At 60.6% G+C, this 26,010-nt stretch carries 16 protein-coding genes; 7 read left to right on the top strand and 9 right to left on the bottom strand.

The genetic code is table 11. From position 1 onward, the window contains the following. Positions 1–2: 2 nt before the first annotated feature. The 4 genes from AB4O22_RS02490 to AB4O22_RS02475 form a co-directional block, all read right to left on the bottom strand. Positions 3–1,592, bottom strand: coding sequence for a neuraminidase-like domain-containing protein (locus AB4O22_RS02490; protein ID WP_460158236.1), 1,590 nt, complete (start codon positions 1,590–1,592; stop codon positions 3–5). Continuing rightward, positions 1,570–3,435, bottom strand: a complete 1,866-nt coding sequence (locus AB4O22_RS02485; RefSeq protein ID WP_460095837.1) for an Ig-like domain-containing protein — start codon at positions 3,433–3,435, stop codon at positions 1,570–1,572. The genes AB4O22_RS02490 and AB4O22_RS02485 overlap by 23 nt, the downstream gene beginning before the upstream one ends. Then, positions 3,426–5,198, bottom strand: a complete 1,773-nt coding sequence (locus AB4O22_RS02480; RefSeq protein WP_460095836.1) for a Tc toxin subunit A — start codon at positions 5,196–5,198, stop codon at positions 3,426–3,428. The genes AB4O22_RS02485 and AB4O22_RS02480 overlap by 10 nt, the downstream gene beginning before the upstream one ends. 132 nt (positions 5,199–5,330) lie before the next feature. Beyond that, the gene (locus AB4O22_RS02475; protein WP_460095835.1) at positions 5,331–7,358 is read right to left on the bottom strand and encodes a hypothetical protein; all 2,028 of its coding nucleotides are present in this window, start codon (positions 7,356–7,358) and stop codon (positions 5,331–5,333) included. 1,238 nt (positions 7,359–8,596) lie between these two features. Here AB4O22_RS02475 and AB4O22_RS02470 point away from each other — a divergent pair. Both AB4O22_RS02470 and AB4O22_RS02465 read left to right on the top strand, forming a co-directional pair. Then, positions 8,597–8,965, top strand: coding sequence for a DUF6124 family protein (locus AB4O22_RS02470; protein ID WP_028237348.1), 369 nt, complete (start codon positions 8,597–8,599; stop codon positions 8,963–8,965). A gap of 299 nt (positions 8,966–9,264) precedes the next feature. Beyond that, positions 9,265–10,575 carry a Fic family protein gene (locus AB4O22_RS02465; RefSeq protein ID WP_460095834.1) on the top strand — a complete coding sequence of 437 codons (1,311 nt, stop codon included), beginning with the start codon at positions 9,265–9,267 and terminating at the stop codon, positions 10,573–10,575. A 145-nt stretch (positions 10,576–10,720) separates the two neighbouring features. On the opposite strand, the gene AB4O22_RS02460 is transcribed toward AB4O22_RS02465, so the two are convergent. Both AB4O22_RS02460 and AB4O22_RS02455 read right to left on the bottom strand, forming a co-directional pair. Then, the gene (locus tag AB4O22_RS02460) at positions 10,721–11,080 is read right to left on the bottom strand and encodes a PilZ domain-containing protein (RefSeq protein WP_003205114.1); all 360 of its coding nucleotides are present in this window, start codon (positions 11,078–11,080) and stop codon (positions 10,721–10,723) included. Between the two features lie 290 nt (positions 11,081–11,370). After that, positions 11,371–11,745 (bottom strand): tetratricopeptide repeat protein, encoded by a 375-nt coding sequence (locus AB4O22_RS02455; RefSeq protein WP_003205116.1) that lies wholly within the window; start codon positions 11,743–11,745, stop codon positions 11,371–11,373. A 120-nt stretch (positions 11,746–11,865) separates the two neighbouring features. Here AB4O22_RS02455 and AB4O22_RS02450 point away from each other — a divergent pair, with 120 nt between their 5' ends. Beyond that, the gene (locus AB4O22_RS02450; RefSeq protein WP_256212897.1) at positions 11,866–12,000 is read left to right on the top strand and encodes a hypothetical protein; all 135 of its coding nucleotides are present in this window, start codon (positions 11,866–11,868) and stop codon (positions 11,998–12,000) included. Positions 12,001–12,055: 55 nt separating this feature from the next. After that, positions 12,056–13,507, top strand: a complete 1,452-nt coding sequence (pyk, locus tag AB4O22_RS02445) for a pyruvate kinase (RefSeq protein ID WP_367859782.1) — start codon at positions 12,056–12,058, stop codon at positions 13,505–13,507. A gap of 211 nt (positions 13,508–13,718) precedes the next feature. On the opposite strand, the gene AB4O22_RS02440 is transcribed toward pyk, so the two are convergent. Genes AB4O22_RS02440 through AB4O22_RS02430 form a run of 3 tightly spaced genes read right to left on the bottom strand, consistent with a single transcriptional unit; the run spans position 13,719 to position 16,531 of the window. Further along, positions 13,719–14,468, bottom strand: coding sequence for an enoyl-CoA hydratase (locus tag AB4O22_RS02440; protein ID WP_003205119.1), 750 nt, complete (start codon positions 14,466–14,468; stop codon positions 13,719–13,721). A 28-nt stretch (positions 14,469–14,496) separates the two neighbouring features. Next, on the bottom strand, positions 14,497–15,432 hold the full coding sequence (locus AB4O22_RS02435; protein ID WP_460095833.1) for an iron-sulfur-binding ferredoxin reductase: 936 nt from the start codon (positions 15,430–15,432) through the stop codon (positions 14,497–14,499). Then, positions 15,425–16,531 carry a GGDEF domain-containing protein gene (locus AB4O22_RS02430; protein ID WP_003205125.1) on the bottom strand — a complete coding sequence of 369 codons (1,107 nt, stop codon included), beginning with the start codon at positions 16,529–16,531 and terminating at the stop codon, positions 15,425–15,427. Before AB4O22_RS02430 ends, AB4O22_RS02435 begins: the two co-directional genes overlap by 8 nt. A gap of 378 nt (positions 16,532–16,909) precedes the next feature. Here AB4O22_RS02430 and AB4O22_RS02425 point away from each other — a divergent pair, with 378 nt between their 5' ends. From AB4O22_RS02425 to AB4O22_RS02415, 3 genes are all read left to right on the top strand, one after another. Next, on the top strand, positions 16,910–18,433 hold the full coding sequence (locus AB4O22_RS02425) for a fumarate hydratase (protein ID WP_003205127.1): 1,524 nt from the start codon (positions 16,910–16,912) through the stop codon (positions 18,431–18,433). Between the two features lie 208 nt (positions 18,434–18,641). Continuing rightward, complete coding sequence (locus AB4O22_RS02420) at positions 18,642–23,075, top strand: SpvB/TcaC N-terminal domain-containing protein (RefSeq protein ID WP_460095832.1); 4,434 nt, start codon at positions 18,642–18,644, stop codon at positions 23,073–23,075. A gap of 10 nt (positions 23,076–23,085) precedes the next feature. Next, complete coding sequence (locus tag AB4O22_RS02415; RefSeq protein WP_460095831.1) at positions 23,086–25,899, top strand: RHS repeat-associated core domain-containing protein; 2,814 nt, start codon at positions 23,086–23,088, stop codon at positions 25,897–25,899. Positions 25,900–26,010 lie beyond the last annotated feature (111 nt).

The raw sequence follows: 26,010 nt of genomic DNA, 5'->3' as shown, positions 1-26,010 counted from the left end.
ATTCAGCCGGGCGTATTCAAGGGTGAGCTCGGCCTGGTTGAGGGAGAGGAACTGCGCCGCATCGAAGCTGTTCTTGAGCAGTGAGACGGGGGGAAATCCGTCACATTGATAATGGTCAGTTGAAACTGATTTTGGGCACCCAGACCCAAGGAGCCACCCAACGTAAACGTGGTCGGCTGCGGCCATGAACCGCTCGCCCGTCTATAAACCCGCCATGGGGTACTCCAGCCACCGGCAATGGGAAAAGCCTCCGAGACGTCCTCTGGATCATCGGTGGTGCGACCGACCAACCTCAAGTCCATGAGGACAGGGAGTCCGGTCAAACCCGTTGGCCGGCAGTAGCCGCAGACCACCAGTTCATCGAAGCCATCGACGCGAAACACCGCAGCCTGCAGACCCAGGTAGGGTGTCATCGTGCCCGGCCTGTCCACGACAGTGACCATGGCCGGCTGATTCATCAGCGGGTGTTGAACCGTCTCAGCCGTGACAAAACGCTTGAGCGCCGCCTGCTCCAACCAGCCACCATCGTCCCAGGCCAGGGGGCGGAACAGCACATCGCGCACCGCAAACACCTTGAGGGAAGCCTCGTCGTTGGTTAAAAAAACGCCCAGCTTGCCCTTGGGGTTGTAAGGGTCGGCCCACACAGTCGCAATCAACCGGGCGCCTTGGGAAAGGTCGCTGTCATGCACGCTGCTGTGCAGGCTCAGCGGCGCCGACCACCGGCCGTTCTGGGCCTTGAACGCCACTTTGATGTCCAGCCGGTGGGGCAGGCTTACATTGGCCTCCTCGTCCTCTTTCTCTTCCTCTTCCGCGTCCTCGTCTTCGCTTTCGACCTTGTACTGCCACTCGGCCCACACCAGGCACAGTCGCCCACTCCAGAACACCGGCCGGATGTCCATCACCGTCACGCCCGTGGGCGTATCCACCGGCAGCCATTCACTCCAGGCCGCCGGGTTAATGGCGGTGCTACTGGGGGAAAGCTCGACCTCGGCCTTGCGCCAGAAATACTGGTAAGGCGGCACCCGCTGGCGTCCGACAAAGTAGTAGTCGGCCCGGGCCGGCGAGACGCTGTCCATGTAGCTGCTGAGCACGTCCAGGTTGCAGGTTTGCTCGAACGTTTGCAGGTACTCCTGCAAGGCAACCTGAACCGAATCGCTGTTCAAGTGTGCCTGGTTGAGGTTGTTTTCAAGGGTCTTGAACAGGCTGGTCTTGCGCTGCCGCACGAAGGGGTTGATGAAGTTTTCCGGGTAAAGGCCGATCATTTGCAGCGCCGACCAATCCGGGTAGTTGTTGTAGAGTTCCCAGGTGGCCAGGTCCCGCTTGTCGAACTCGGTGTCGGCATAGCCGGGTTCCAGTTTGCGGTAGGCGGCGTGGATGAACTGCTGGGCGCAGCTGGTCGCTTCAGCGACCCAGGAGCTCTGCACCGGGTACCTGTCCAGAGGATCCAGACGCAGCAGTTCAAACAGGTCCGCTGGGGTACGCAGGAATTTGTAGGGTGGATTCTCGCCACTTTTACCAACGTGCCCGAGACTGTATTCGATCAGGGCGGTCCGGCGTTTTTCGAGCAAGTCACCCATCGTGTTCCCTGTCATGATGCTTGCTCCTCGCTTTCAAAGCTGATGGGCGGGAAATCAGCGAACGCGTCACCGTCGGGAGTGATGGTGATCTTGAGCCTTCCGCCGGTAGGGCTGGAAGCAAATGTCCGGGCCAGACCCTCCTGGTTGGTGTAGGACTGGTCCGGTCGATAAACCACCCGGCCTTCCCCCCTCCCATATCCGTGGTTAGCCAGCGTGTCGGATGGTTTGTCGCAAGGTTTCCATGACGGTCCATAATGGTGGCGTAGAGTTCGACTTCCTGACCGAAGGGCACCGTTCCCAGAGGTACTGGCGACATGTACGCTCTTGGGACGTCCAGGTTGAGCTTATCGAAAATGACCTCGACGGTAGGGGCATACTCGCGCTCAAACAGATCGAGCCAGAATTGCGGCGTGTCCCGCCCCAACACCTTGCCCGGTATGTACTCGGCCTCAACTACCCCGTCTGTATTCGTCGCCTGGGTTTCAATGGTTCCCAGCTCGGCGCTCCAGTAAACGTTGACTCCGCTCAACGGTTCCCCATTGCTGTCCATAAGGGTGACGGTGAAGGTGATTTTTTTCCCAGGCGCCGCCACCACCACGGTATTGTCCGGGACGCATGTCACGGTAACGAGCTGTTTCAGATCCCCGGTGAAGGTCGCCGGCGGCCTATCGGATTCGGACAGGCTCAGCAAGGCATGCTCGGCGGCTTCCTTGTAGGCGGCTTTGTCGATCTCTTCCGGCAACCTGCCCAGCAGGAAAATCGTCAAGGCATCCATGCCGGTGCGCGCCGCCAGCACCCGAACCCGCATCAACAGATCCAGTTGGGGCAGGTTTTTCAGGATCTTGTGCTCGGATTCGATGCGGCTGACGCACTCGCGCACCTCTTGCACGCTCCAGTCAAAAAAGTTGGCCAGCCGGATGGACGCCGCTTGTTCGGCCAAATGCATTGCGTGCCCCCCTATCGGAGAAGGCAGCGCATTGACCTCGCGCAGGTAGTCGAGCAACGTCTGCGCCGGCTGGTCGCTCAGCTCAAACGCACGGGCGAGGGTGCTCAGGTAGTAAAGCGTGCGCACCGTGAACGCGTGCTTGTCGTCCTGGTCCAGCCAGGCTTTATGGCCGTAATCCAGATAGTCGCGCAACACCTCGGCGCCAAGCTCCAGTTTCGCCACCACCGCACTGCGACGGCGCACATCGGCCAACAGCGCAAGCAATGGGTCAGTCAATGCGTTGCGACCCTTCACCAGGCCTTCAAGACTCGAAAGGTCGCGTTCGAGCACCTGGCGCAGCAGCCGACTCACCGTTGAATTGGCCCACACCAGCACCTCGAGCGCTTGCTCGGTACCGATACCCGTGTAAACCGCCAGGCATTCCTTGACCACCGACACCTGAGCATCCCTGGCTTCCAACACCACGGTGAGCATTCTCTCGACAATGGCGGGGCGCTCCAGCTCATATTGTTCCCCGAGGCCGATTTCCACGGCGTGCTCAAGCTGTTCTCGCGCAAAGGCCAGGTATTGAGCCTCGGTTCCCGTGCGCGACATCACCAGCCCATCGAACTCGACCAATGTCGTCTGCATCCCCAGCAGCTCCAGCCAACTGGCACCCGCCATCGCCGGCACACCCGCCATCAGGATCGCCGAGTGGGTGAGCAGTGCGCCGGGCAACAGGTTGAGCACCTGTTCAAAAAACCGCCCTTCGGCGTCCAGGGAGGTGTCCAACACCGAGGGCTGGGAGACCTGCTGCACCATCCAGAGCACCGGCAGGTCGCGATCGGCGCACCAGTCCACACACAATTGCATGGCCTGGATGAGGTTCAGCACATCCGGGCTATCGCTTGCGGTGGAATTGATCAGGGGCACACCCGCCAGGCCGTCGAGCCAAAGCTCCCCCCCAGCATCGTCAGCATCAACACGCCTTCGACCGGGGTGATGCCCAACAGCCGGGGCAGCTTCACCATGCGGTAGAAACTGGACATGATCGCCAGGTTACGCGACAGACTCTCTCCGTCGACGCCATGGGCATTGGCAATCGCCAAGGCCAGGTAGTTGTAGGTCTGCAGGTCGATGCCCAACGCGCTGCACAGTTGGCTGACGGTCAGATCGGGCACCTCAGGTGCCGGCACGATCGGAAACGGTCCGTTGTCGAGCTTCAAGGGCTCACGATAATCGCCCTGGTTATTGAAGACCTGATCGAAATGGGAGAGTGCTTCACCGCGACCGTAAATCGACAACTCGTCGATAAACACGGCAAAGTCGTTCACGGGACATTCATAGCGCTCGCGCAACGACTGAAACAGCCCCAGTGCATGCACGACCTGTTCGGTGATCCACCAGGCACTGGTGGCTGCATCACCGCGCACTTCAGCCTTGATGGCTGCCACCAGCAGCGCATCCACCTGTTCACTCGGCAGTGCCAGCCATTGATCCAGGCGCAACTTGCGATTCATTCGGTCGTAACGCGCAAGTCCTGCGGCGTCGCCAGGGCTTACTGACAGCCTGTGGAGGAACGCAGGGCCATCTGCGCTACCCACAATACTGACACCCGGGTGGTCGTTGGCGTTGAGATAAACCGACCCCGAGCGCCCGCTTTCCGGCACGTCGGACTCCGTTTGCGACGAGTAGGTCACATTGGCCGAACGCACTGGCGCAAAGCCGCGTACCGACAGCAAGACCTCGAGCCCCCGGGTGTCGAGTTTGGTCCGTTCGCCGAAGAATGGCATCTCTTCGAGGTCCTGCCATGTCAAGTCATCGGTGCCAAAGTTGTGCGCATAAAATACGTCGCGGTCGGCGAGCTTGGCAGCCTCCTCCGTGAGCAACCGCCGCTGATAAGGTCCCAATCTCGACGCATGGGCCAGGGCCGGTCCCGCATCGTTGTACCAGGCCTGAGCCTGAAAAAAATACGGAAAGGACGGGCTCACGCTTTGGACAAAACTGCCCACCGACAGGCCATGGTGACGGGCGACCGTATCCACCGTGACCCAATGCTGGAAGTAAGGCAGCCCATTGGGATAGCGCGCCTCGATCATGGCTTGCTCAAGGGCCTCTGGCGCCATATCGATAAACCTTTCCAGCACCGGGACGATGATGTCCACCGATGACACGGATCGATGCACCGCGTTGAAATCGACGCTCAGCGGCTTCAGGTCTTTGCGCCGATCATGCAATGGCAGCTTGAACATATCGTTGGAAGCCGCTTCGATGCGTTGCTCGATCCACCTCATCAACTCAATCAAATACGCCACGGGTGACGCAACAGATTCCAGGGCCTGGGGTGGACACAAACTGTCGAACCGGGGATTGAACAGCAGCTCAAAACTGGGGCCTCGAACCATCGACAGCAAGCCACTGCTTGCTCGCCGCTGCTCTTTTGCAGAATCGTACAGGCTGTGCTCGATGAACTGACGCCGCAGGTAAATGGCCATGCTGTTGAGGCGCCGTGACAGCTGACGGGCGTCATCGGGGCTCACGCCAAAGTCTCTCACCAATCCCTGTACGCCCTTTTCCACCAGCGTAAAGATCGAACCGCCCTCTTCAAGGTACGTTTGCAGCGTCGCGTAGGCTGTGAGTTGCTGGTCACTGAACACCTGAGTCAGCAGCTGTAAAGCAGGGCGGGAGTCAGCCATGGACGAGACCTCGAGTTCGATAACGGCCCGCAGCGGTCCGACGAAGCCGTCAGGCCGAGCGTCTGGTAAACGTGATTTGGCGCTTAAGGGCCCAAGCCGTCTACTGTCAGAACCGACAGGTTTTATGACCGTCTATCGGGAGTTGGGCGCCAGGGTCGGGCGGGTGGGCAGCAGGACTTCGAAGCGCCGGCTCTCAACCCAATCGGAAGCCGTCGCGCCGTCCACCGTGTCGGTGATGGTCTGTCCGAACCGGCACCAGTTACCGCCAGCCGAGAGCGCCTGCGACGCCCCGCCTTCCCAACCACTGGCAGCGACGGGGAGACCCGTCGCCCACACCTGATCAGGGTTGAACCAGCTCACCACCTGGCCGATGCCCGGCCGGCCCTGACCTTCGAAGTTGACCGGGTTGTCGACCCAGCCTCCGGCCACGGGCACGTCGATGGAAGGTCGATAGGTGCCCAGCACCACCGGCCGCGGCGGTGAATCGGCAGAATGAAAACCTTCGCTCGACGCCACGGCCATCAGGTCGTAGAGGCCGCCGGGGTGATCGAACGCCACCGTCACCGACCAGGTACGATCCTCCAGCACCGGGCTATCGCCCAACACCGTCAGCGCAGCGTCACCCAGCTTCACCGTCACCGTATCCCCCGGTACGCCGAAACCCGACACCACCACCCGCCGGCCGATGTGCTCGTCGGTGGCCGGGGTTTCAATGAACGGGGCAGCCGGGACGACGTTGAAGGTCAACGGCGCAGTGTCCTTGGAGGTCCGTCCTTCGAAGCGTTGCCGGGCCAGAATCGTGGTCTCGCCCACCGGCAGCGTCACTTCAGCTTTCCAGCCTTCGGCGCCCACAAAAATATCCTCGATCAACGGCTCACTGGCGCCCAGCAGCCAGACATCGACCCGCCCGCCCGGCATGCCTGTGCCAGACAACACCATAGTGCGCGGCAGGTCGCTGCCTGGCTGCGGCACGTCAAACACCGGTGGCAATACCACCACCTCGAATGTCACCGTCTCACTGCGCTCGGAAGGCACCCCACGCAGGGTCTGTTGCGCGTCGATGGTGTAGCGACGAAAGGCCAGCACGGGCAGCTCGACAGACCATTCGCCATCGGCAGTCAGCACCTTGGGCTCGCCCAGATTCGTTTGAAATTGGGCGTCGCGCACTTGCATCGATGCCTCGGCCATGCCCTCACGCCCGCGGACGATCAGCTCGCGACCGACCTCGGCATTGGGGATGGGGTCAGTGATCACTGGCTGGCGCATGGGCAGAACGACCGTGAAGGTTCTGGATGCTGCAGGTGAGGGTTGCTGGGCGGCGGTCTGGATCAGCGTCGCGGTGTGGATGACCTCGGGTGCAAACGGCTCGGTGCGGCGGAAATTCCAGGTGCCGTTGTTATTCTCGACGGGGTGTTCGGTGGTGCTGTCACTGAATGTGAGTGTCAGCACCGCGTCCGGCCAGCAGGTGCCATTGAGGTTGGGCGAGAGGCCATTTTCCACGGGCACGTTCATGACCGGTGCCAGCGGTGGGATGGTGACCTCGATTTCCTGCCAGGTCGGCGACGGTGCTCCATTCAGGTATTGCCTGATATGGACTTTCCGTTTGAATGTCGGCCCCCAAACCTCTGATGCCCTGCTCTGCCACTGACCGGACGACACGCCAGCATCCGGCGCCACCTTCGACGCACCACCGGGATTGAACAGCATCACCGTCGCACCGTTGAACCCTTTACCCGAGAATACGGGCTGGTAGACCGGTGTGTAGGTGATATCGGTCGGGTCTGGAAGTATCAGGTTGACGGGGAAGGTGTATGGCTGCGAGTCAATCCAGCCATTGGCACCGTCGGGAAACCGCTGGATCGCCCGCAGGCTGTACGAGCCAAATGGCCAGTTTGTCGCGGTTGTGTTCCAGCGGCCTCCGTTTACCGGCGCAGGGGCCGGCGCTGTGGCGTTGGGGCCGCTGACGACCGTGATCTCGACGGTTGAGCCGGTATAGCCGTCGCCTTCGAATTTCACTGAGGTGTCGGTCGGGGTGGTGACGGTGACGGCGGTCAATGCCGGTGGGCGGATTTTGAACGCTTGAGGAGCACTAAGCCCCGACGGGAAGGTTTGATAGGTTTGTTCCGCCACCAACGAAACCGTCCCTGGCGGCACTTGCACGTCGGCATTCCAGGAACCGCTCGACCCTACCCCAACTGGAGGACCGACCGGTCTGCCGATGACATCGAGCCTCACTTCGACACTGGCGCCCGACCTCCCGAGTGTTCCGAATACAGTGAAATTCATCTCCTGATGGGTGGTGGGCGCGGTGATGGTCGGTGGGCTTAGGCTTAACACCTCGAAAGATAAATCATTTGTGTAACTTGGAACTGGACTGCTCTCAACTTTGTATTCAGCCCGCACGGTATAGATTTTTCCAGACAGTGCCGCCGTTGATGTGGCTTCCCATGTTGTTCCTGGCCCTACGGCAATCACCGAAGCCAATTCAGTGGTGCCGTCAAGTACTCGGATACGCATACCTGGATCAGTTGGAGTTTCACCTGGAAAGCACTCCCCACCGAAAACAACCTGACCGGGAGCGACTAAACCATTTGAGGGGGGCGTGGTGAGCGTGGTTGGACGCCTTAGGACCGTCCTCGGCCGCGTTTGTCCATGTCCACTTTGGACGGCAACGTACCTTAGGTCAGACTCGTTTCGCATAGTGGCGTCCACCGTCCAACTACCGTCACTATTGACATCGTAACTCGCGCCCAGGCTCTGGGCAGTGCTGGCATCCAGAATCATTACGGCAATGCCAGGTCTGGCGCCGACGCCTGAAACAAGAAAGGTTGATTCTGGGATATAACCCGAGGGAGATAAGATTTGAAACTCAGGATCACGAATCTCCATGTCCTTTATGTTTTCACCAGACTCGTTTTTTTCAATATCGTCGTCAGTGTCCATGACGCACTCCGTAGTCTCTGGCTAACAGGCTGGCGATATGACCGGATAGTTCGTGGACTCATTGAATATCCATCTGGCGACTCTAAACACCTGTTAGTTCTGACAGTGCCGACGAGTGGCGGGGCCTGGTGCAAGGAAATATCCGGGTGACTACAGCGTCTTGCGCAACGGACTACAGATCCGCCAGAATCCGCCGGCTTGTGCGCCTTGGCCTTGCCCCGTAACTTGATTCGCGTCGCTGATATCCAGCGATCGGGTTTAGTCGCCCGGAGGCAAAAGTGATGTGTACAAGCGTCATCCAGTCGGGCTCCCTGCCCGCACTTGATGGTGGCTGTTCGCAGGGCGCCCTCGGGCGCGCCGGGCTTCACTTTTCCACCGGTCGACTAACCTGCGTCCAGCCGCCTCCCTTCGTTTAGTCGCGAACCGGGTGGCAGCCCCATCATGGAAAAGTGAATATGATCAAACCAACTCCAAATCCGCCCCACACCGACCCGCTATCCCCCCACGAAACCCTCGACCCCGAAAAACTCGACCAGGCCGCCCAAAAAGCCCTGGACTATTACCTCAAGCCCAACCACGGCCAACCCGACAAGAAGACTGTCAAACCACCGGATTACTTCATCGTCGCCCCCGACGCCGACCCCGAAGGCATGCTCGCGCACACCTACGAAACCTTCTGCTCGGTGAGCACGCTGATTCTGGATTTATCGGAAGACCTGGAAGGCGCCCCGCGCAACCTGGCCCTGGCGATTCACCAGATGGGCGAGATGGGGGTGTTGTTGCTGGAGAAGATGCTGGATAACGAGGCGAAGGTTCAGCGCTGAAAGCGCCCTGTAGGCGCTGCCGAAGGCTCGGGCCGCGTTCGGATGGTCTTTTGATCTTGATCCGACGGTCTTTCGCTCAGGACTCAATTGTCTGGAAAAAGATCGCAGCCTCGTTGCACTCGGCAGCTCCTACAGGTGTCACGTTTGGGGAACGTATAGGGCATCAAGCCAATGCCAGGCCAGAATCATGATCTCGCCTGCCAGTTCCAGCCTATAGGTTCTCCGCCGTTTCGACGGCTTGCGCACATGTGCAGGTGCTGATTAATCAATTTTAAGTTTTCCGCATAAAAATCCGCAAAATGCTGAAAACAATCTATCGTACGGCATCACTAAACCAAGCAACCACGGGCGTTATCGGCCGTTTTATTTTCCGCATAAATTTCCGCAGAAATTGCCGTTTTGTTCACTGGAAGCAAAAAATGATGATTACCTCGAAAACGTACCTTGACCCGGTACTGCCAGAAAATCTGCCCGACTCGATCATTCAGGCCGCGGATCAGTTGCCGCGTAAGGCAGAATTTCTTGCCGGACGGCTCGCCGATGAGACATCGAAGCAACTGGCGGGCCTGCTGCGCATCACCAATACCTACTACTCGAATCTGATCGAAGGGCATCGAACTGAGATCGCTGACCTCCAGGCTGCACGCACGATACCGAAACGGGAAAGAAAGGAACTCAAAGAGCTTGCCGTGCAACACATGACGCAGCAGGAGGTGATGGAGCGGGTGCTTCGCATGCGCCCAATAGATAACTTCTCCGCTATGTTCGATCCCAAGTTGATCGCTACCCTCCATCGTCGGCTGTTCATGGGTGCTTCTACGCAGGACCTGACCCTAGGCGATGGTCGCATGATGGAACCCGGCAGACTGCGGGCCGAAGAGAATGAGCAGGTCCAGGTTGGCGCACATGTCGCTCCAGCTGCCGCAGCTGTATTGCCCATGCTTGAGCATCTGCAGTTGCATTACGGACGAATAAAGGATCCGCGGCGCCAATTGATCGCCGCCCTGGCGGGTCATCACCGAGTGGCGCTTGTCCACCCCTTCCTTGATGGTAATGGCCGAGTGATTCGGATGCTCACCCACCTGCAACTTGTTCATCTCGGGCTGAAACCTACCCTCTGGTCACTGTCTCGTGGTCTGGCTCGCAGGCAGGATGAGTACTATCGCGTCCTCGCTTTGGCTGATCGCCCTCGTGAGGGTGACTATGACGGGCGCGGCCAACTCTCACAGCGTCACTACTTCAACTTCATTGAGTTCATGCTCGATGTCTGCCACGACCAGATTGATTACATGACGACCTCGCTAAACCCAGCCAGGTTGCGCGAACAGGTTGTTCAGGTGTTCTCTACGGATCCTGACCTTCGCCGTGCCGGTATCAGACCCACCAGCGCAGCTGCTGTGTTGGCTCTTCTCACTCAAGGTGCGATGCCGCGTGCGGAGTTTAAGGTGTTCACAGGTTTGAAGGATCGGCTTGCAACGGAAGAACTGGGCCGCTTGATCGAAGCGGGGATAGTGGTCAGTAATACCCCCAGATCCCGCACGGTGGAAGCGGGTTTGCCCGCACGCTTCGCCGGATTGATCTTTGCGAACCTGCATTTCCAAATGGGTTAAGTTGTGACGGTGACTCAGTGTGTTGTTGCTGGATAACGAGGCGAAGGTTCAGCGCTGAAGCTTTGGACTGTTTCTGAGTAACCTGTGGGAGCACAGCTTGCTCCCACAGAGGCATCAACCAGGCTGGTTATTCCATGGCCTGATTTCAGGCCGATTCCGGCAACGGATAAAAACTGAAATATTGCTGCAACGCGCTGATCAGTTGCCCGTACTCCGGCGGCGCCCATTTCAGGCTGAAACCGGCGTCGAAATGCTGCGGCGTCACGTCTTCGCGGCACCACAGGCAATTGGCTCTGAGCACAATGTTCTGCTGCGGTCCCTCATCGGAAGGGATCTTCAGGTGCAGGTCAAAGTCCGCGCCGACCATCAACGGTAAATGGCTGATCAGCATCAGGCCATCTGCAGAAACGTTGCCCAAGAAACCGATGGGCTTGCCGTTGACGCCATTGAACACTCTCAGGAAACACGGCAACTGCTGCCGTTCGATTCGCCGCTTTTTGTACATGTCCTGTATCGCTTTTTGAACGACCCCGAATCGGGGCAACCTAATACTTCGGAACGAGCACACGCCAGCTCGCTCTCCCCGATCCCGGTGCCAGACGCTCGCAAGCGTCCAGGCCCTACTGCCGCCGGTCACAGGTGACGCTTGAAGTTAGAGATTTAGCTCTAATGACGATTTGTACAAATATAGCTCATGGTCGTGTGGCAGCCAGTCCGTCCGTACACCTTTCATAAACAAAAACACGCCAGGCGCTTGTGGCCAGGGATCGCCCCGGCCATGGCTTGATGAGCCTGTCAGGACGCCGTCGGGCGCATCGCCGACGCGCTGCGGGTCGGATAATGGCCTAGGCTCTGCAGGGTCTCGAGCCGGGCGCGGGCGCGGAAGGCGTATTCGCTGTCAGGGTATTGGGTGATGATGAACTGGTAGGTCTGCGCCGCATCGATAAACAGCTTCTGCCGTTCCAGGCACTGGCCGCGCAGCATCGAGACTTCCGGCTGCATGTAGCGGCGGGCACGGCTGGCGCGGTCGACCTGGGACAGTTCGAGCATGACCTGCTCGCAATTGCCGCGGTCATAGGCCTTGTAGGCCAGGTTCATGTGGTGGTTCATCGACCAACGGGTGCAGCCCGTGACGCTCAGGGCCAGGGCAACGAAAAGCACGAATCGCATGGGAGGTTCTCCTGTCTTGAGCTCTGTATCGACCTGGGTGGGAAAATCTTCAGCCTGAAAAATGGAACTGGGCTTTGTCCTTCTGATAAGGAGGATGATCAGTGATGGAGGCACAGTGACATGAATGAAGCCTTGCTCCCACAGATCATTCCAGCTCACCACCAAGCTGTACTTGAAAGCTCATCCAAGGCGCAAAAATTTTCAGGAATGTTCATTTCGAAAAACAAACGAAAAAGTAGTGCATATGAACAATGACTACACCCAAAGAGCATAGTAGCCTTCGCTGGCGCTTGAACTTGAGGAGTCTTGCATGTCCGTCCGTCGCACCAAAATCGTCGCTACCCTTGGCCCGGCCAGTAATTCGCCGGAAGTTCTCGAACAGCTGATTCTGGCTGGCCTGGACGTTGCCCGCCTGAATTTCTCCCACGGTACCCCCGACGAGCACAAGGCTCGTGCCAAGCTGGTGCGCGACCTCGCCGCCAAGCACGGTCGCTTCGTTGCCCTGCTGGGTGACCTGCAAGGCCCGAAGATCCGTATCGCCAAATTCGCCAACAAGCGCATCGAGCTGAAGATCGGTGACGCCTTCACCTTCTCCACCAGCCATCCGCTGACCGAAGGCAACCAGCAAGTGGTCGGCATCGACTACCCGGACCTGGTCAAGGACTGCGGCGTGGGCGACGAACTGCTGCTCGACGACGGTCGCGTGGTGATGCGCGTCGAAACCGCCACCGCCACCGAACTGAACTGCATCGTGACCATCGGCGGCCCGCTGTCGGACCACAAAGGCATCAACCGTCGCGGTGGTGGCCTGACCGCACCGGCCCTGACCGAGAAAGACAAGGCCGACATCAAGCTGGCCGCGGAAATGGAAGTCGACTACCTGGCCGTGTCCTTCCCGCGTGACGCCGCCGACATGGAATACGCCCGTCAACTGCGCGACGAAGCTGGCGGCACTGCCTGGCTGGTGGCCAAGATCGAACGCGCCGAAGCCGTGGCCGACGACGAAACCCTCGATGGCCTGATCAAGGCGTCCGACGCCGTGATGGTGGCCCGTGGCGACCTGGGTGTGGAAATCGGCGACGCCGAGCTGGTGGGCATCCAGAAGAAGATCATTCTGCACGCACGCCGCCATAACAAAGCGGTGATCGTCGCGACCCAGATGATGGAGTCGATGATCCAGAACCCGATGCCGACCCGCGCCGAAGTGTCCGACGTAGCCAACGCCGTGCTCGACTACACCGACGCCGTGATGCTCTCGGCCGAAAGCGCCGCCGGCCTCTACCCGCTCGAAGCGGTGCAGGCCATGGCGCGTATCTGCATCGGCGCTGAAAAGCACCCGACCAGCAAGACTTCCAGCCACCGCATCGGCAAGACCTTCGAGCGCTGCGACGAAAGTATCGCCCTGGCGACGATGTACACCGCCAACCACTTCCCGGGCGTGAAGGCGATCATCGCCCTGACTGAAAGTGGCTACACGCCGCTGATCATGTCGCGCATCCGCTCCTCGGTGCCGATCTACGCGTTCTCCCCGCACCGCGAAACCCAGGCCCGTGCCGCCATGTTCCGTGGCGTCTACACCGTGCCGTTCGACCCGGCCGCCCTGCAACCAGGCGAAGTCAGCCAGGCGGCGGTGGATGAACTGGTCAAGCGTGGCGTGGTGCAGACTGGCGACTGGGTCATCCTGACCAAGGGCGACAGCTACCACACCATCGGCGGCACCAACGGGATGAAAATCCTGCACGTTGGCGACCCGATGGTCTGAGTGACCGAGCGCTGAAAAACAAAAGCCCTGCCATGTGAATGGCGGGGCTTTTTGGTTTTTGCTCTCGGAGAATGCAGTGCCTGAACTGCCGTCATCGCGAGCAAGCTCGCTCCCACAATGGTTCTGTGGTGTTCCGAGACTTTCCGCTCGCCCCCAACCCCCTGTGGGAGCGAGCTTGCTCGCGATAGGGCCAGTCCAGGCGCTGCAAAACTCAATGCCTGTTGATAAACCCCGACAACGCCGCTACCGCCTCGGGCGAGCGCAGGCGTTGGGTGAACAGCCTGCCCTCTTCTTCGATCACCCTGAGCAGTTGCTCCCGGTCGGGCGCTTTCATCAGTTGCTTGCTGATGTTCACCGCTTCAGCCGGCAGCGATTCGAAGCGCAACGCCACTTCCCGAGCCTTGGCCAAGGCCGCCTCGCCACTGTCCAGCGCCTCGGTGGCAATGCCCCAGGCGACCGCCTGTTCACCACTGAAACCCTCGCCCAAGAGCAACAATTGCGCAGCCCGGGCCTGGCCCAGCAGCCGCGGCAGGATCAGGCTGGAGCCGAACTCCGGACACAGTCCCAGGTTGACGAACGGCATACGCAGCCGCGCGTCCCGGCTGACGTAGACCAGGTCGCAGTGCAGCAGCAATGTGGTGCCGATGCCCACCGCCGGCCCGGCCACGGCGGCGATCACCGGTTTGCGGCAATCGAGCAGGCTGAGCATGAACTGGAACACCGGGTTATCGAGGTCGTTCGGTGGTTGTTCGAGGAAGTCGATGATGTCGTTGCCGGCGGTGAAGCAGTCACTGGAGCCGGTGAGCAGCACTGCGCGAATCTGCGGGTCGGTATCGGCCATCGCCAGGGCTTGGGCCAGTTGACTGTACATGGCCCGGGTCAGGGCGTTTTTCTTTTCCGCACGGTTCAAGCGCACCGTCAGCAGGCCGCGTTCTCGGTCGAGCAACAGGGTTTCGGTCATGGTCGGTCTCGCGTCTGAAGATCAGCGCTCAACCACGGGGCAGGAAGACGTCGGCCAGCAGTTGATTGCGCGGCAAGCCGGCCAGGTACAAGCGCTTGGCGAAGGCCTCGACCCGGTCGGGATGGCCGCAGAGTAAGGCCTGGGTTTGCCGCGAAACAAGCCGCAGTTGCGCCAAGGCGGACGGCGCCTCGGCCGCGGTCAGTAGCTCCACGCTGAGGTTTTGATGCTTGGCCGCCAGCGCCGCCAGGGGTTTGGCCAGGTAATGCCCGGTTCCATCATGGGCCACGTGAATAAGGCGAATCGCGCCTTGGTGATGCTGGCGCAAAGCTTCGCGCAGCAAGCCAAACAACGGCGCCAGGCCGGTGCCAGCGGCGAGCAGCCACAGCGGCCGGTCGTGCCAGTCGGGGTCGTAATGCAAGGCACCGCCGCGCAGTTCGCCCAGGCGGATCGGGTCGCCGGCCTTCATCTGCCGGGCCGCCTCGATGAATTGGCCGGGCTCGCGGCAATCGAGGTGGAACTCCAGGAAACGGTCTTCCTCGGGCAGGCTCGCCAGGGAATACGGCCGGGCCACGTCACCGGCCCACAGCACCAGGTGCTGCCCGGCCTGATAACGCAGCGACCGCTCGGGGGTGATGCGCAGGCGCAGCACCTCGCCACCGAGCCAATCCACTGCAGCCACGTGAGCGGCCTGGCCGTCGCGTTGCGGGTCGAAGGCGTGGATCTGCACATCCTCGACTACCTGGCATTGGCAGGCCAGCCGCCACCCCTGGTCGCGCTGCGTCGGGCTCAGGGCGTCGGGGCGGCTGTCGCGCACATCGCCGCCCACGCACTGCACCAGGCAAGCGTGGCAGCTGCCGGCGCGACAACTGTAGGGCACCGCCACACCGGCGCCGTTCAACGCGTCCAGCAGGTTACTGCCCGCCGCCACCGTCCATTGCCGACCGGCGACTGTCAGTTCAGGCATCAGTGTTCTCCCAGCCGGCAGCGCACCGATTGCGGCCGTCTCGCTTGGCACGGTACAGGGCCTGGTCGGCACGCTGCAACGCGTTGTCCAGGTCATCCCCCATTTCCAGCATCGTCATGCCCGCCGACAAGCTGAGGGCGCCGACCTGCAGACCGATCAGCTCGACTTCAGTGAACGCCAGCCGCAGCCGCTCGCAGCAGGCCGTCAGGCGCTGGGGGTCGCAGGCGGGCAGCAGCATGACAAATTCCTCGCCGCCATATCGGGCCAATACATCGCCCTCGCGCAGGCACGCGGTGGCGACCGCGGCAAAAGCCTGCAGCACCTGGTCGCCCGCAGCGTGGCCGTGCAGGTCGTTAATGCGCTTGAAATGGTCGAGATCGATCAGGGCCAGGCCATGGGCGATGCCGGGCCTGAGGGTGTTGAGCTCGCGGGAAGCGAGGCGCAGGAAGTGCCGGCGATTGAACAGCCCGGTCAGCTCATCGGTGGCCACCAGGTCTTCGAGCTGGCGCATCATCCCGCGCAAGGTGTCCTGGTGCGCTTGCAAGGCAAACCGCCGCTGGCGCATGCGCTGGCGTGATATCTGGACGTAGCGGGCGTAAAACACCAGCCACACCAGCACGAGAAACAGCACGGCCACCTGCAACCCGGCCAAGGTGGGATCGGGCAGCCTGAAGAAGTAACCGTCCCATAGGGTAATCGCGGTGAAGCTGATGAACACCAGCGACGCGCAGCGCACAAAGGCCCGGCGCGACAGGTGGAACAGCCCGAACAACAGGATCAATACATAAAACACCAGGAACACGCCCCGGGCCTGGTCCAGGTGCGCCATCATCCAGGTCTGCCAGCCCAGGCCGATCAGCACCTGCGCTTCGGTGAGGCTGGGGTCGGCGAAGCGCAGGTTACGGTCGGTGATAAACAGCGCGAACAACCCGGCCTGGCACAGCACGACCAACACGCTGCCGATGATGACACCGCGCAACGAATCGAGGTAATGACCACTGAAAAATGCCAGCCACAACAAAACCAGTGCCAGCGCGTACGTCGCGGCCGCCAAAGCGAAGCGTTTCAGCAAAAGACGTTGAATGGCGTTATGGGTCAATCGTTGACTCACCATGGGAAAGGAAACTGACAGGAGGCGTCCTACGCTACAGGCCAGACGCCACTTTAGTGGCGTGTAGGACAAATGACCATTCAATTCTGGAGCAGAAAAATGGCGTCAAAGCAATGGCCTATATTGACGCAGTGGTTTGGTGCCTGACACGTCACCTGTGCACAGCTCTGTTGGGCTGTGGGAGCAAAGCTTCTGTGGGAGCAAGGCTTGCTCCCACAGGGGGGCTAGCCTGCGATATACTGCCGCGCCTTTTTAGCGTCGCGCCAGCATGCCCGGCGTGCCTTATAGAGGTGCCGCCCGTCGACCGATGCACCCAGCGGCCGGCACCTTATTGAATGTTCCCGTCTTTAGAGAGGAGCGCGACTCATGACCGTGATCAAGCAAGATGACCTGATACAGAGCGTTGCCGACGCCCTGCAGTTCATTTCCTACTACCACCCCGTGGATTTCATCCAGGCGATGCACGAGGCCTACCTGCGCGAAGAATCGCCGGCAGCCCGCGACTCCATGGCGCAGATCCTGATCAACTCGCGCATGTGCGCCACCGGCCATCGGCCGATCTGCCAGGACACCGGCATCGTGACCGTGTTCGTGCGCGTGGGCATGGACGTGCGTTGGGATGGCGCGACCATGAGCCTGGACGACATGATCAACGAGGGCGTGCGTCGCGCCTACAACCTGCCGGAAAACGTCCTGCGTGCCTCCATCCTCGCCGACCCGGCAGGCGCACGTAAAAACACCAAGGACAACACCCCGGCGGTCATCCACTACTCCATCGTCCCGGGCAACACCGTGGAAGTGGACGTGGCGGCCAAGGGCGGCGGCTCCGAGAACAAGTCGAAGATGGCCATGCTCAACCCGTCCGACTCCATCGTCGACTGGGTGCTGAAAACCGTTCCGACCATGGGTGCCGGCTGGTGCCCACCGGGCATGCTCGGTATCGGCATCGGCGGCACCGCCGAGAAAGCCGCGGTCATGGCCAAGGAAGTGTTGATGGAATCCATCGACATCCATGAGCTCAAGGCTCGCGGCCCGCAGAACCGTATCGAAGAGATGCGCCTGGAGCTGTTCGAGAAGGTCAACCAACTGGGCATCGGCGCCCAGGGCCTGGGTGGCCTGACCACCGTGCTCGACGTGAAGATCATGGACTACCCGACCCACGCCGCCTCCCTGCCGGTGTGCATGATCCCCAACTGCGCCGCCACCCGTCACGCCCACTTCGTGCTCGACGGCAGCGGCCCGGCGTCGCTGGAAGCGCCACCGCTGGACGCCTACCCGGAAATCGTCTGGGAAGCCGGCCCGTCGGCCCGTCGCGTCAATCTCGACACCCTGACCCCGGAGGACGTGCAGAGCTGGAAACCGGGCGAAACCGTGCTGCTCAACGGCAAGATGCTCACCGGTCGCGATGCCGCGCACAAGCGCATGGTCGAGATGCTTAACAAGGGTGAAACCTTGCCGGTGGACCTCAAGGGCCGCTTCATCTACTACGTCGGCCCGGTCGACCCGGTAGGCGACGAAGTCGTCGGCCCGGCCGGCCCGACCACGGCCACGCGGATGGACAAGTTCACCCGCCAGATCCTCGAGCAGACCGGCCTGTTGGGCATGATCGGCAAATCCGAACGCGGCCCGACCGCTATCGAAGCGATCAAGGACAACAAGGCTGTCTACCTCATGGCCGTCGGCGGCGCCGCTTACCTGGTGGCCCAGGCGATCAAGAAATCCAAGGTCCTGGCGTTCGCCGAACTGGGCATGGAAGCGATCTACGAGTTCGAGGTCAAGGACATGCCGGTGACCGTCGCCGTGGACAGCAAAGGCGAGTCGGTGCACATCACAGGCCCAGCGATCTGGCAGCAGAAGATCAGCGAAAGCCTGGCGGTGGAAGTGCAGTAACCCGCACGCAAGCGTTGTGACGAAGGCCGGTGAGTGACAAGCCCACCGGCCTTTTTCATGTCTCAACCAAAAACCTGTGGGAGCACAGCCATTCATCGGCTGCACCCACCCACCTGTCAGATCTGACAGGTTACACCCCTGCTCTCTCTTGGCATCCTCACCCTGGCCGGGGATCAACCCTGGCGCGGATCAAAGGGATGAACCTTCAATGGCAGAGCAAGCCCCCCTCCAGATCATCACGCCCACCATTGCCGGCGGCGCGTCAATCGCGACCCTCGGCAACAGCCTCGGCCCGGTAGGCACAAGGGGCGCCGCCTCGTTCGAGTTGCCGCTGCCCGTGTCGAGCGCCCGGCATCTGACGCCGGACCTGGCTCTGCAATACAACAGCCAAAACGGCAATGGCCTGTTCGGCATCGGCATGCAGTTGTCGGTCCCCAGCATCAGCCGCAAGACCAGTAATGGCGTCCCGCACTACGGGGAAGACGACGTCATGGTCGGCCCCGATGGGGTGGATCGCTGGCCAGATCTTGAGCGGCAGACCAGCCGCAAGATGGGCGAGCGTATTTTCGCGGTGGTGCGCTATTACCCGAGGGTCGAGAGCACCTTCGACATTTATGAACTCTGGACCTCCATCGATGGCCATCCGTTCTGGCGAGTACAGGGCAGCAACGGCCACGTGTATTGCTATGGGAAAAGCACGACGTCACGTATTGCCGACCCGCAGGTCCCGTCGCGCATTGCCCAATGGCTGCTGCTGGAAGAAGTCAGCCCGCTGGGCGAGCACATCTATTACGAATACAAGGCCGACCCCTGTCCCCCTGACGGCCCCCACGACTATAGCGCCCAGCGTTACCTGCAACGGTTGTGTTATGGCAACGCCACGGCCAGCGAAACCTTGTATTGCTTTGAAGTTGAAGACCCGACCGAACTGGCCTGGCACTTTCACCTGATATTCGATTACGGCCAACGCCCCCTCGAACTCGAGGAAAAACCCGCCTGGACCGCCCTCGACGAAAACGCCTGGCAACTACGCAGCGATCCTATCCACGCTTACCGGTACGGCTTCGAGGTGGGCACCCGGCGCCTGTGCCATCAGGTGCTGATGTTTCACCAATTCCCTGCCGGAGCCGACAACGAACCCGCGCTGCTGCGTCGGTTGCTGTTGGAATACACCCCGACCGAGTTGGGCTACAGCCTGTTGACCGCCGCCCATTATCAAGACTGGGATGCCGAGGGTCGGGTCGGATACAGCCCTCCGGTGGAACTCCGATACACCGACTTCGAGCCGAACCTTGAGCCAGCGGCATTTTTTGCCTTGGAAACCATGCCCGCCCTGGAAGACGGTCGTCGCTACCAGTGTGTCGACCTCTACGGCGAAGGCATTCCGGGTTTCTTGTGCCGCCATGCCGATAGTTGGTACTACCGCGAGCCTGAGCGCGGCGAGAGCGAAGATCATGACGAAATCAGCTATGGTCCCTGGTCAATGCTGCCCAGCATCCCGATCGCCACCGATAACTCGGCGGTGATGCAAATACTGACGGACCTCACCGGCAGCGGTCGTCTCAATTGGGTCATCGCCCAACCCGGCATGAGTGGCTTTTATACCCTCAACCCCGACCGCAGTTGGTCGACCTTTACCGACTTCAAGCGCTTCCCCAGCGAATTCCTGCATCCCGCCGCCCAACTGGGCGACTTGTCCGGCGACGGCTTGCGCTCATTGGCCCTGATCGGCCCGAAAAGCGTGCGGCTCTACGCCAATCTGCGGAAAGAGGGTTTCGCCCCCGGCGTGGACGTCCCCCATGAACCGGACAGCGACCTGCCCCTGTTCAGCGACGTGCGCAGCGAGTTGGTGTTGTTTGGCAATATGCTCGGCAGCGACAGCACCGAGCTGTGCCGTATTCGCTGCAATGAAATCAAGTGTTGGCCGAACCTGGGCCATGGACATTTCGGGGCGGGCTTCGTCGTGAGTGCCCTACCCTTCACCTATAGCGAGTTCGATGCCGAGCGGGTGCGGATCGCCGATCTGGATGGCTCCGGGGCACCCGCATTGATTTATCTGCAAAGCGATTGTTTCGAGATCTACTTCAACCGCGGCGGCAATGGCTTGGAGCAAACACCCCTGCGGGTCCAGTGGCCCGACGGCCTGCGCTATGACCGCCTCTGCCAGGTCACCCTGGCTGATCTGCAAGGCGTGGGTTGTGCCAGCTTGATCCTGAGTGTTCCCCATCACACGCCGGACCTGAAACCGCGCCATTGGCGCTACGACTTCGTCGCGACACGGCCCTACCTGCTCAGCGCCACGAACAACAACATGGGCTACAGCAGTAGCCTGGCCTACCGCAGCAGCGCGCAGTTCTGGCTGGACGAAAAACAGCAGATCCTGAAACGCTCCCAGCCGCCGGTCTGCCATCTACCCATGGCTTTGCCGCTGGTGGCCAGCCAGCAACAATTGGACGAAATCACTGGAAATTGCCTGACCCAGCGCTTCACGTATTTCGAGGGCGACTACGACAGCTTTCAGCGTGAATTCCGAGGCTTCGCCCGGCTTTATCAGCTCGACAGCGAAACCCCCGCCGCAGACTTGGACAGCGGTTTTACCGCGCCGGCACTGGTCAAGACCTGGTTTCACACCGGTCGTAGCGTCGACCAGCCCCTCAAGGATTGTTTCGAAGCCGACAACGACGCGCCAGTGCTGGGCCCAACATTGCTGACTCGTTTCCACGAACAGGACGGAGCCGACCAGATCATCACGCCCGACCCCGAGACCGCCCGGGAAATGGCCTACGCCTTGGCTGGCCATGTATTGCGCAGCGAGACCCACCACGCCGAATCCATCGCCATGCTCCAACCCTACACCGTGACGCAACAACGCTACCTGTTGCGTCAACCTCATGCGGGCCATAAAAGCTTATTGGTACTGGCACTGGAAACAGTCAGCCTTCAATACGATGGGTTTATCAACGACCCACAAGCCCAGCACGGCATCTCCCTGAATTGGAATCACTACGGCCAGCCGGTGCACAGTTTCGTCGTTCATTACGCCCGACGCCTGATCGCAAATGATAATCCCCCCTTCGAAGACGAAGACGAGAACACTTGGTGGCGCGATGCCCATGACGATCAGCAACAGATCTTCCATATCATCGAGAGCCGATCCGAATCACTGGACCTGTCCGACGAGACCGGACTGCGCATAAAGCTCGGCCTCCCTTGGCGCGCTCGCACCAACGGGTTGCGACGCCCCAAGGGAAACCTCCCCGAAGGATTGAACCCGCAACAGGTCAGCTATGAATGCTTCCTGGAACATCAGGATTCGGCTGAGTGGACAGCTGCCCGGGTGTTGATCAGTCTTGACGAACAAACCTACCTGCGCGATGAATCGAACACTATCCTGTTCCAGGCCTTGCCCGGTCCGTTGGAAGTGGCCGAGTTCGATAAGCAGGCGCTGGACGCCTATGACGCCGTGCCAGACCCGTTCGACATTCGCCAGCAATTGGAAACGATTGGCTTCGAACCCATGAGGCTGTTCCTGCCTGAAGACCCAGGCAAGGACGCTGCGCAGGAACTGTGGTCAAGGAAACTCAGTTTCACCACGTACCTGCCGCTGGAAGGTTTCTTCCATGCCAGTGCGTTGCAGGAAACCCAGAGCCATGGCGTTACCACGACCGACTATGACGCCTATCACCTGATGCCCATCGCCGTAACCCTACCGGACGGCTGCGCAACCCACATCGAATACAACTATCACTCGCTGCTGCCACGAAAAATCATCGACGCCAACGACAATGTCCAAGAGGCGCTTTGTGGCCCGGACGGCGTGCCCTTGGCTATCACCTTTCACGGCACCGAGAATGGCGCTCCGGCGGGTTTCGATTCCATCGATACTTATGAGCCGCCCGAAGACCTGTCTCCCGCTCACGCCATTGAAAATCCGGCGGACACCTTGGGCGACATGGCCAGCGCCGTACGGATCGAAGATTTGAGCTGGATGGGCACGCTCGACCTTGCGCTGGTGTTGCCGGAGCAGCGCGATGAATGGATCAGCGCCCGCTACGTGCTGCCCAGCGGCCACATTCGCGCCTCGGCGCGCATTCGCCTGGCCCGGCTCAAGACCCGGAGCGCCGGCGAGGAACTGCTCTGGATGCTGATCCAGGCCACAACCCGGGAACCGGCCCACAGCGTCGTGCTGAGCGCCGATCGCTATCCGGATGATCGACTGCGACAGATCCGCATCGCCGTCAGCGCCGTCGACGGTTTTGGTCGCCCGCTGCAAAGCAAGCAATTGGTCGAGCCTGGGCAAGCCTATGCCGTGGCCGAGGACGGCTCGCTGAGATTGGGCGACGATGGGCGGCCGATCCAACATGATGCCAACCCGCGCTGGCGCGTCAGCGAACGGGTCGAGTACAACAACAAAGGCCTGGTCACGCGGGTCTACCGCCCTTACTTCGCCGATGCCTGGCGTTACATCAACGACGCGTCGCTGCGTGAACACGGCTACCACGACCGGCAGTTCTACGACCCGCCGGGGCGGCTGGTCAAAGTCGTCAATGCCAAGGGGCATGAGGCCTGGCATGTCTATCACCCGTGGTACCAGTGCGATCACGATTACAACGATACCGCGCCATTCGATGGTTCATCGTAGAAGGGCCGACATGAACAGTGTTCACTCCCGAACCCCGGATATCGTTGCCGTCGATGGCCGTGGCCTGCCGGTGCGGCAGATCGCTTATCTGCGAAGCCAGGCCAAGGCCCCCGCAGCCGCGCTGATCACTCGTCAACGGTTCAACGTAACCGGCCATTTGACCGAGCAATGGGACCCACGTCTGTTCGACCATGCCCCCAAACCCAATCAGGCCAAGGTCTACAACCTCCTGGCCAGCCCCCTGCAGACCGACAGCGTCGACGCTGGATGGCGCCTGGCCTTGCCGGGGTTGGCGGGTGAAACCTTGCAGGTATGGAATGCGCGCGGCAACCATTGGCGCACGCAGTATGACAACCAGCTGCGCCCGCTAGTCCTGGAGGAGAATGGCCAGGCGAATGCCGAAACGTTCACCTACGCCGACGCCACTGAAGACACCGTAGATAACCTGCGTGGGCAGTTGCTGGAGCAGACCGACACCTCGGGCGCCTTGCGCCTCGACCGTTACAGTCTGTTGGGTGAATCGTTGCGCCAGGTACGCAGTTTTGCCGACGCCATCCCCTATACCAGTACACAAACCCGGGACGCCTTCGGCGCATTGGTAAGCCAGACTGACGCCGGCGGCCACCGATATGATTTACGCCTGGACGTTTGCGGGCAACTCAAACAAGCGGACCTGAAACTCAAGGACCATGAGACATCACAACCGATTTTGCTGGACACCCTCTATAACGCAGCCGGCCAGATCGAGCGCCAGGACACCGCCAACGGCGTGACCAGCCGCTGGACCCGTGACCCAGCGGATGGTCGGATGAGCACCCTCAAGACAGGAAAAGCCGGTGAGGCCCTGCGCCAGGACCTGGCCTATTTCTATGACCCCGTGGGCAATGTGCTGCGCATCGAGGACCAGACGGTGAGCACCCTGTACTTTGCCAATCAGCGCATGGACGCTCACCGTGAATTCACCTACGACTCGCTCTATCGCCTGACCAGCGCCACCGGCCTGGAGGGAGACACACCACACCTGCTGCCCGGTTTACCGGCCCCGGTCGTTCCCATCGACCCCTCCGTCCGTTTCAACTATACCCAGCTCTACACCTACGACAGCGGCCACAACCTGACCCAACTGCGGCATGTTCGCGAAGGCAACAATCACACCCAGGCACTGCGCATCGCCCCCCACAGCAACCGGGGCGTGCGCTGGACAGTAGACGACCCGGAACCGGATTTCGACGCGCTGTTCGATGCCCACGGTAACCCATTGTATTTGCAACGCGGTGCCCAGCCACTGGTATGGAATGCCCGCGACCAGCTCAGCAGAGTGACATTGCTCAAGCGCGACAACGGCATGGCCGACGATGACGAAACCTACCTTTACAGCCTGGGCGAGCGGGTCAGCAAGACCCACATCACCGCCAGTACCCGCCACGAAACCCGTTATTTGCCGGACCTTGAAATCCGCACGAGCAGCCACGGGGAGCAATTGCACATCATCACATTTGCGTTGGCCCACGGCAGCGTCCGTTGCCTGCATTGGGAAGCCGGCCAACCGGACGGCATCGAAGCCGACCAACTGCGCTACAACCTCGACGACCACCTGGGCTCCAGCACATTGGAGCTGGACCGCGAGGGCGCCTTGATCAACCTTGAGCATTACTATCCGTTCGGTGGTACCAGCTGGCAGGCCGCCCGTTCGAGAATAGAAGTCGACTACAAGACTTTGCGGTATTCGGGCAAGGAGCTGGATGCCAGTGGCCTGTATTACTACGGTGCGCGTTATTACCCGCCGTGGTTGCAGCGCTGGTTGAGCCCGGACCCGGCGGGCACTGTCGACGGGTTGAACCTGTATGGATTCGTCGGCAACAACCCGATGACGCTGACCGACGACCAAGGCTTGATCCTGGAGACACAGGCAGAGAGGGATGACAGGAAAGCGCAGGCCGCGGCCGACCATGAAGGGCGGAAGAAAAAACACAAACTGAACCGGGAGATAGCCAAGTTCAAGGACATCCTGAAGCTGACTTCACGCAGGGCCCGCGAAGCGCAGACCCAACTGGAAAGCCATCGCTCGGTAGCGGCTCACGCCCAGTCCGCCGCGGTACGTGTCGGCGCTCATGTTGGCGCGCAGGTCATCAGTTATGGCGCGGGCATCGCGGTGGGCATGGGGGCGGCGGCACTGGGCAGCGTTGCGGGCCCACCCGGTATCATCCTGGGGGCCGCGCTGGGGTTCACGACCAGCAAAGGCGTGAGCATTGGCCTTGACTATGCACTGGAGCGATTGAGCCTGAGCGCAGCGGTCAACTTCAAGACCCGCAAACTGGACCCGAGCCGCATCGTGAAGAGAGGCGAATACAGGCACCTCAATCTGGACGAGTATGCCAAGGCGAAAGGTCAGGACCTGCTCCATGCCGTGACCGCGCCCACCACCCGAAACGTCTTGAAAGCCGGCAAGGAAGCGGCTGTCACCGGCACCAAAATCGCGCTGAAAGCCAGTGGAAACGTGACCGCCAGCGAAATCGGGGCCGCGGTGGGTACAGTGCTCGGGACAATCGAGATCATTCACGAAATCCGCAGCGCCAACCGTGAACTTTCCGAGGAAAAAATCGCCCGGGCCGACGAGTATATCAATGGCATGATCGAGGTGCTGAACGCACAAATGGACTACATCGACAAGCTGTTCAATAAGGCGGAACTCGGCGCTACCAATACCTACCAGCCGCTGGAAAAGCTATTCGGAGAATCCAGTGGCGACACGCCTCAAAACCTGAGACTTCAGATGAAAGCCACGATCGTTCAACTGAAGAAGACCCAAAGCATGCTCAGATAGCCGGTTTGTCTTGAAGCGAAAGCGGCGGATCGGCTTGCTTCAACGCCGAATGTGAACCTCTTTACGAACTGGCTCTCGATAGCGGCGATTCAGCCGCTAATTCGGCGTGCT

This window comes from Pseudomonas sp. S3_B11, assembly GCF_054667715.1.
The sequence above is the reverse complement of the archived record's forward strand: the minus strand, read 5'-3'. Positions and strand labels throughout refer to the sequence as shown.

Bases quoted from the DNA above. Each gene is read 5' to 3' on its own strand.
- AB4O22_RS02490 (WP_460158236.1), bottom strand. From the start codon at position 1,592: ATGACAGGGAACACGATGGGTGACTTGCTCGAAAAACGCCGGACCGCC.
- AB4O22_RS02480 (WP_460095836.1), bottom strand. From the start codon at position 5,198: ATGGCTGACTCCCGCCCTGCTTTACAGCTGCTGACTCAGGTGTTCAGT.
- AB4O22_RS02470 (WP_028237348.1), top strand. From the start codon at position 8,597: ATGATCAAACCAACTCCAAATCCGCCCCACACCGACCCGCTATCCCCC.
- AB4O22_RS02465 (WP_460095834.1), top strand. From the start codon at position 9,265: ATGCTGAAAACAATCTATCGTACGGCATCACTAAACCAAGCAACCACG.
- AB4O22_RS02460 (WP_003205114.1), bottom strand. From the start codon at position 11,080: ATGTACAAAAAGCGGCGAATCGAACGGCAGCAGTTGCCGTGTTTCCTG.
- AB4O22_RS02455 (WP_003205116.1), bottom strand. From the start codon at position 11,745: ATGCGATTCGTGCTTTTCGTTGCCCTGGCCCTGAGCGTCACGGGCTGC.
- AB4O22_RS02450 (WP_256212897.1), top strand. From the start codon at position 11,866: ATGAATGAAGCCTTGCTCCCACAGATCATTCCAGCTCACCACCAAGCT.
- pyk (WP_367859782.1), top strand. From the start codon at position 12,056: ATGTCCGTCCGTCGCACCAAAATCGTCGCTACCCTTGGCCCGGCCAGT.
- AB4O22_RS02440 (WP_003205119.1), bottom strand. From the start codon at position 14,468: ATGACCGAAACCCTGTTGCTCGACCGAGAACGCGGCCTGCTGACGGTG.
- AB4O22_RS02435 (WP_460095833.1), bottom strand. From the start codon at position 15,432: ATGCCTGAACTGACAGTCGCCGGTCGGCAATGGACGGTGGCGGCGGGC.
- AB4O22_RS02425 (WP_003205127.1), top strand. From the start codon at position 16,910: ATGACCGTGATCAAGCAAGATGACCTGATACAGAGCGTTGCCGACGCC.
- AB4O22_RS02420 (WP_460095832.1), top strand. From the start codon at position 18,642: ATGGCAGAGCAAGCCCCCCTCCAGATCATCACGCCCACCATTGCCGGC.
- AB4O22_RS02415 (WP_460095831.1), top strand. From the start codon at position 23,086: ATGAACAGTGTTCACTCCCGAACCCCGGATATCGTTGCCGTCGATGGC.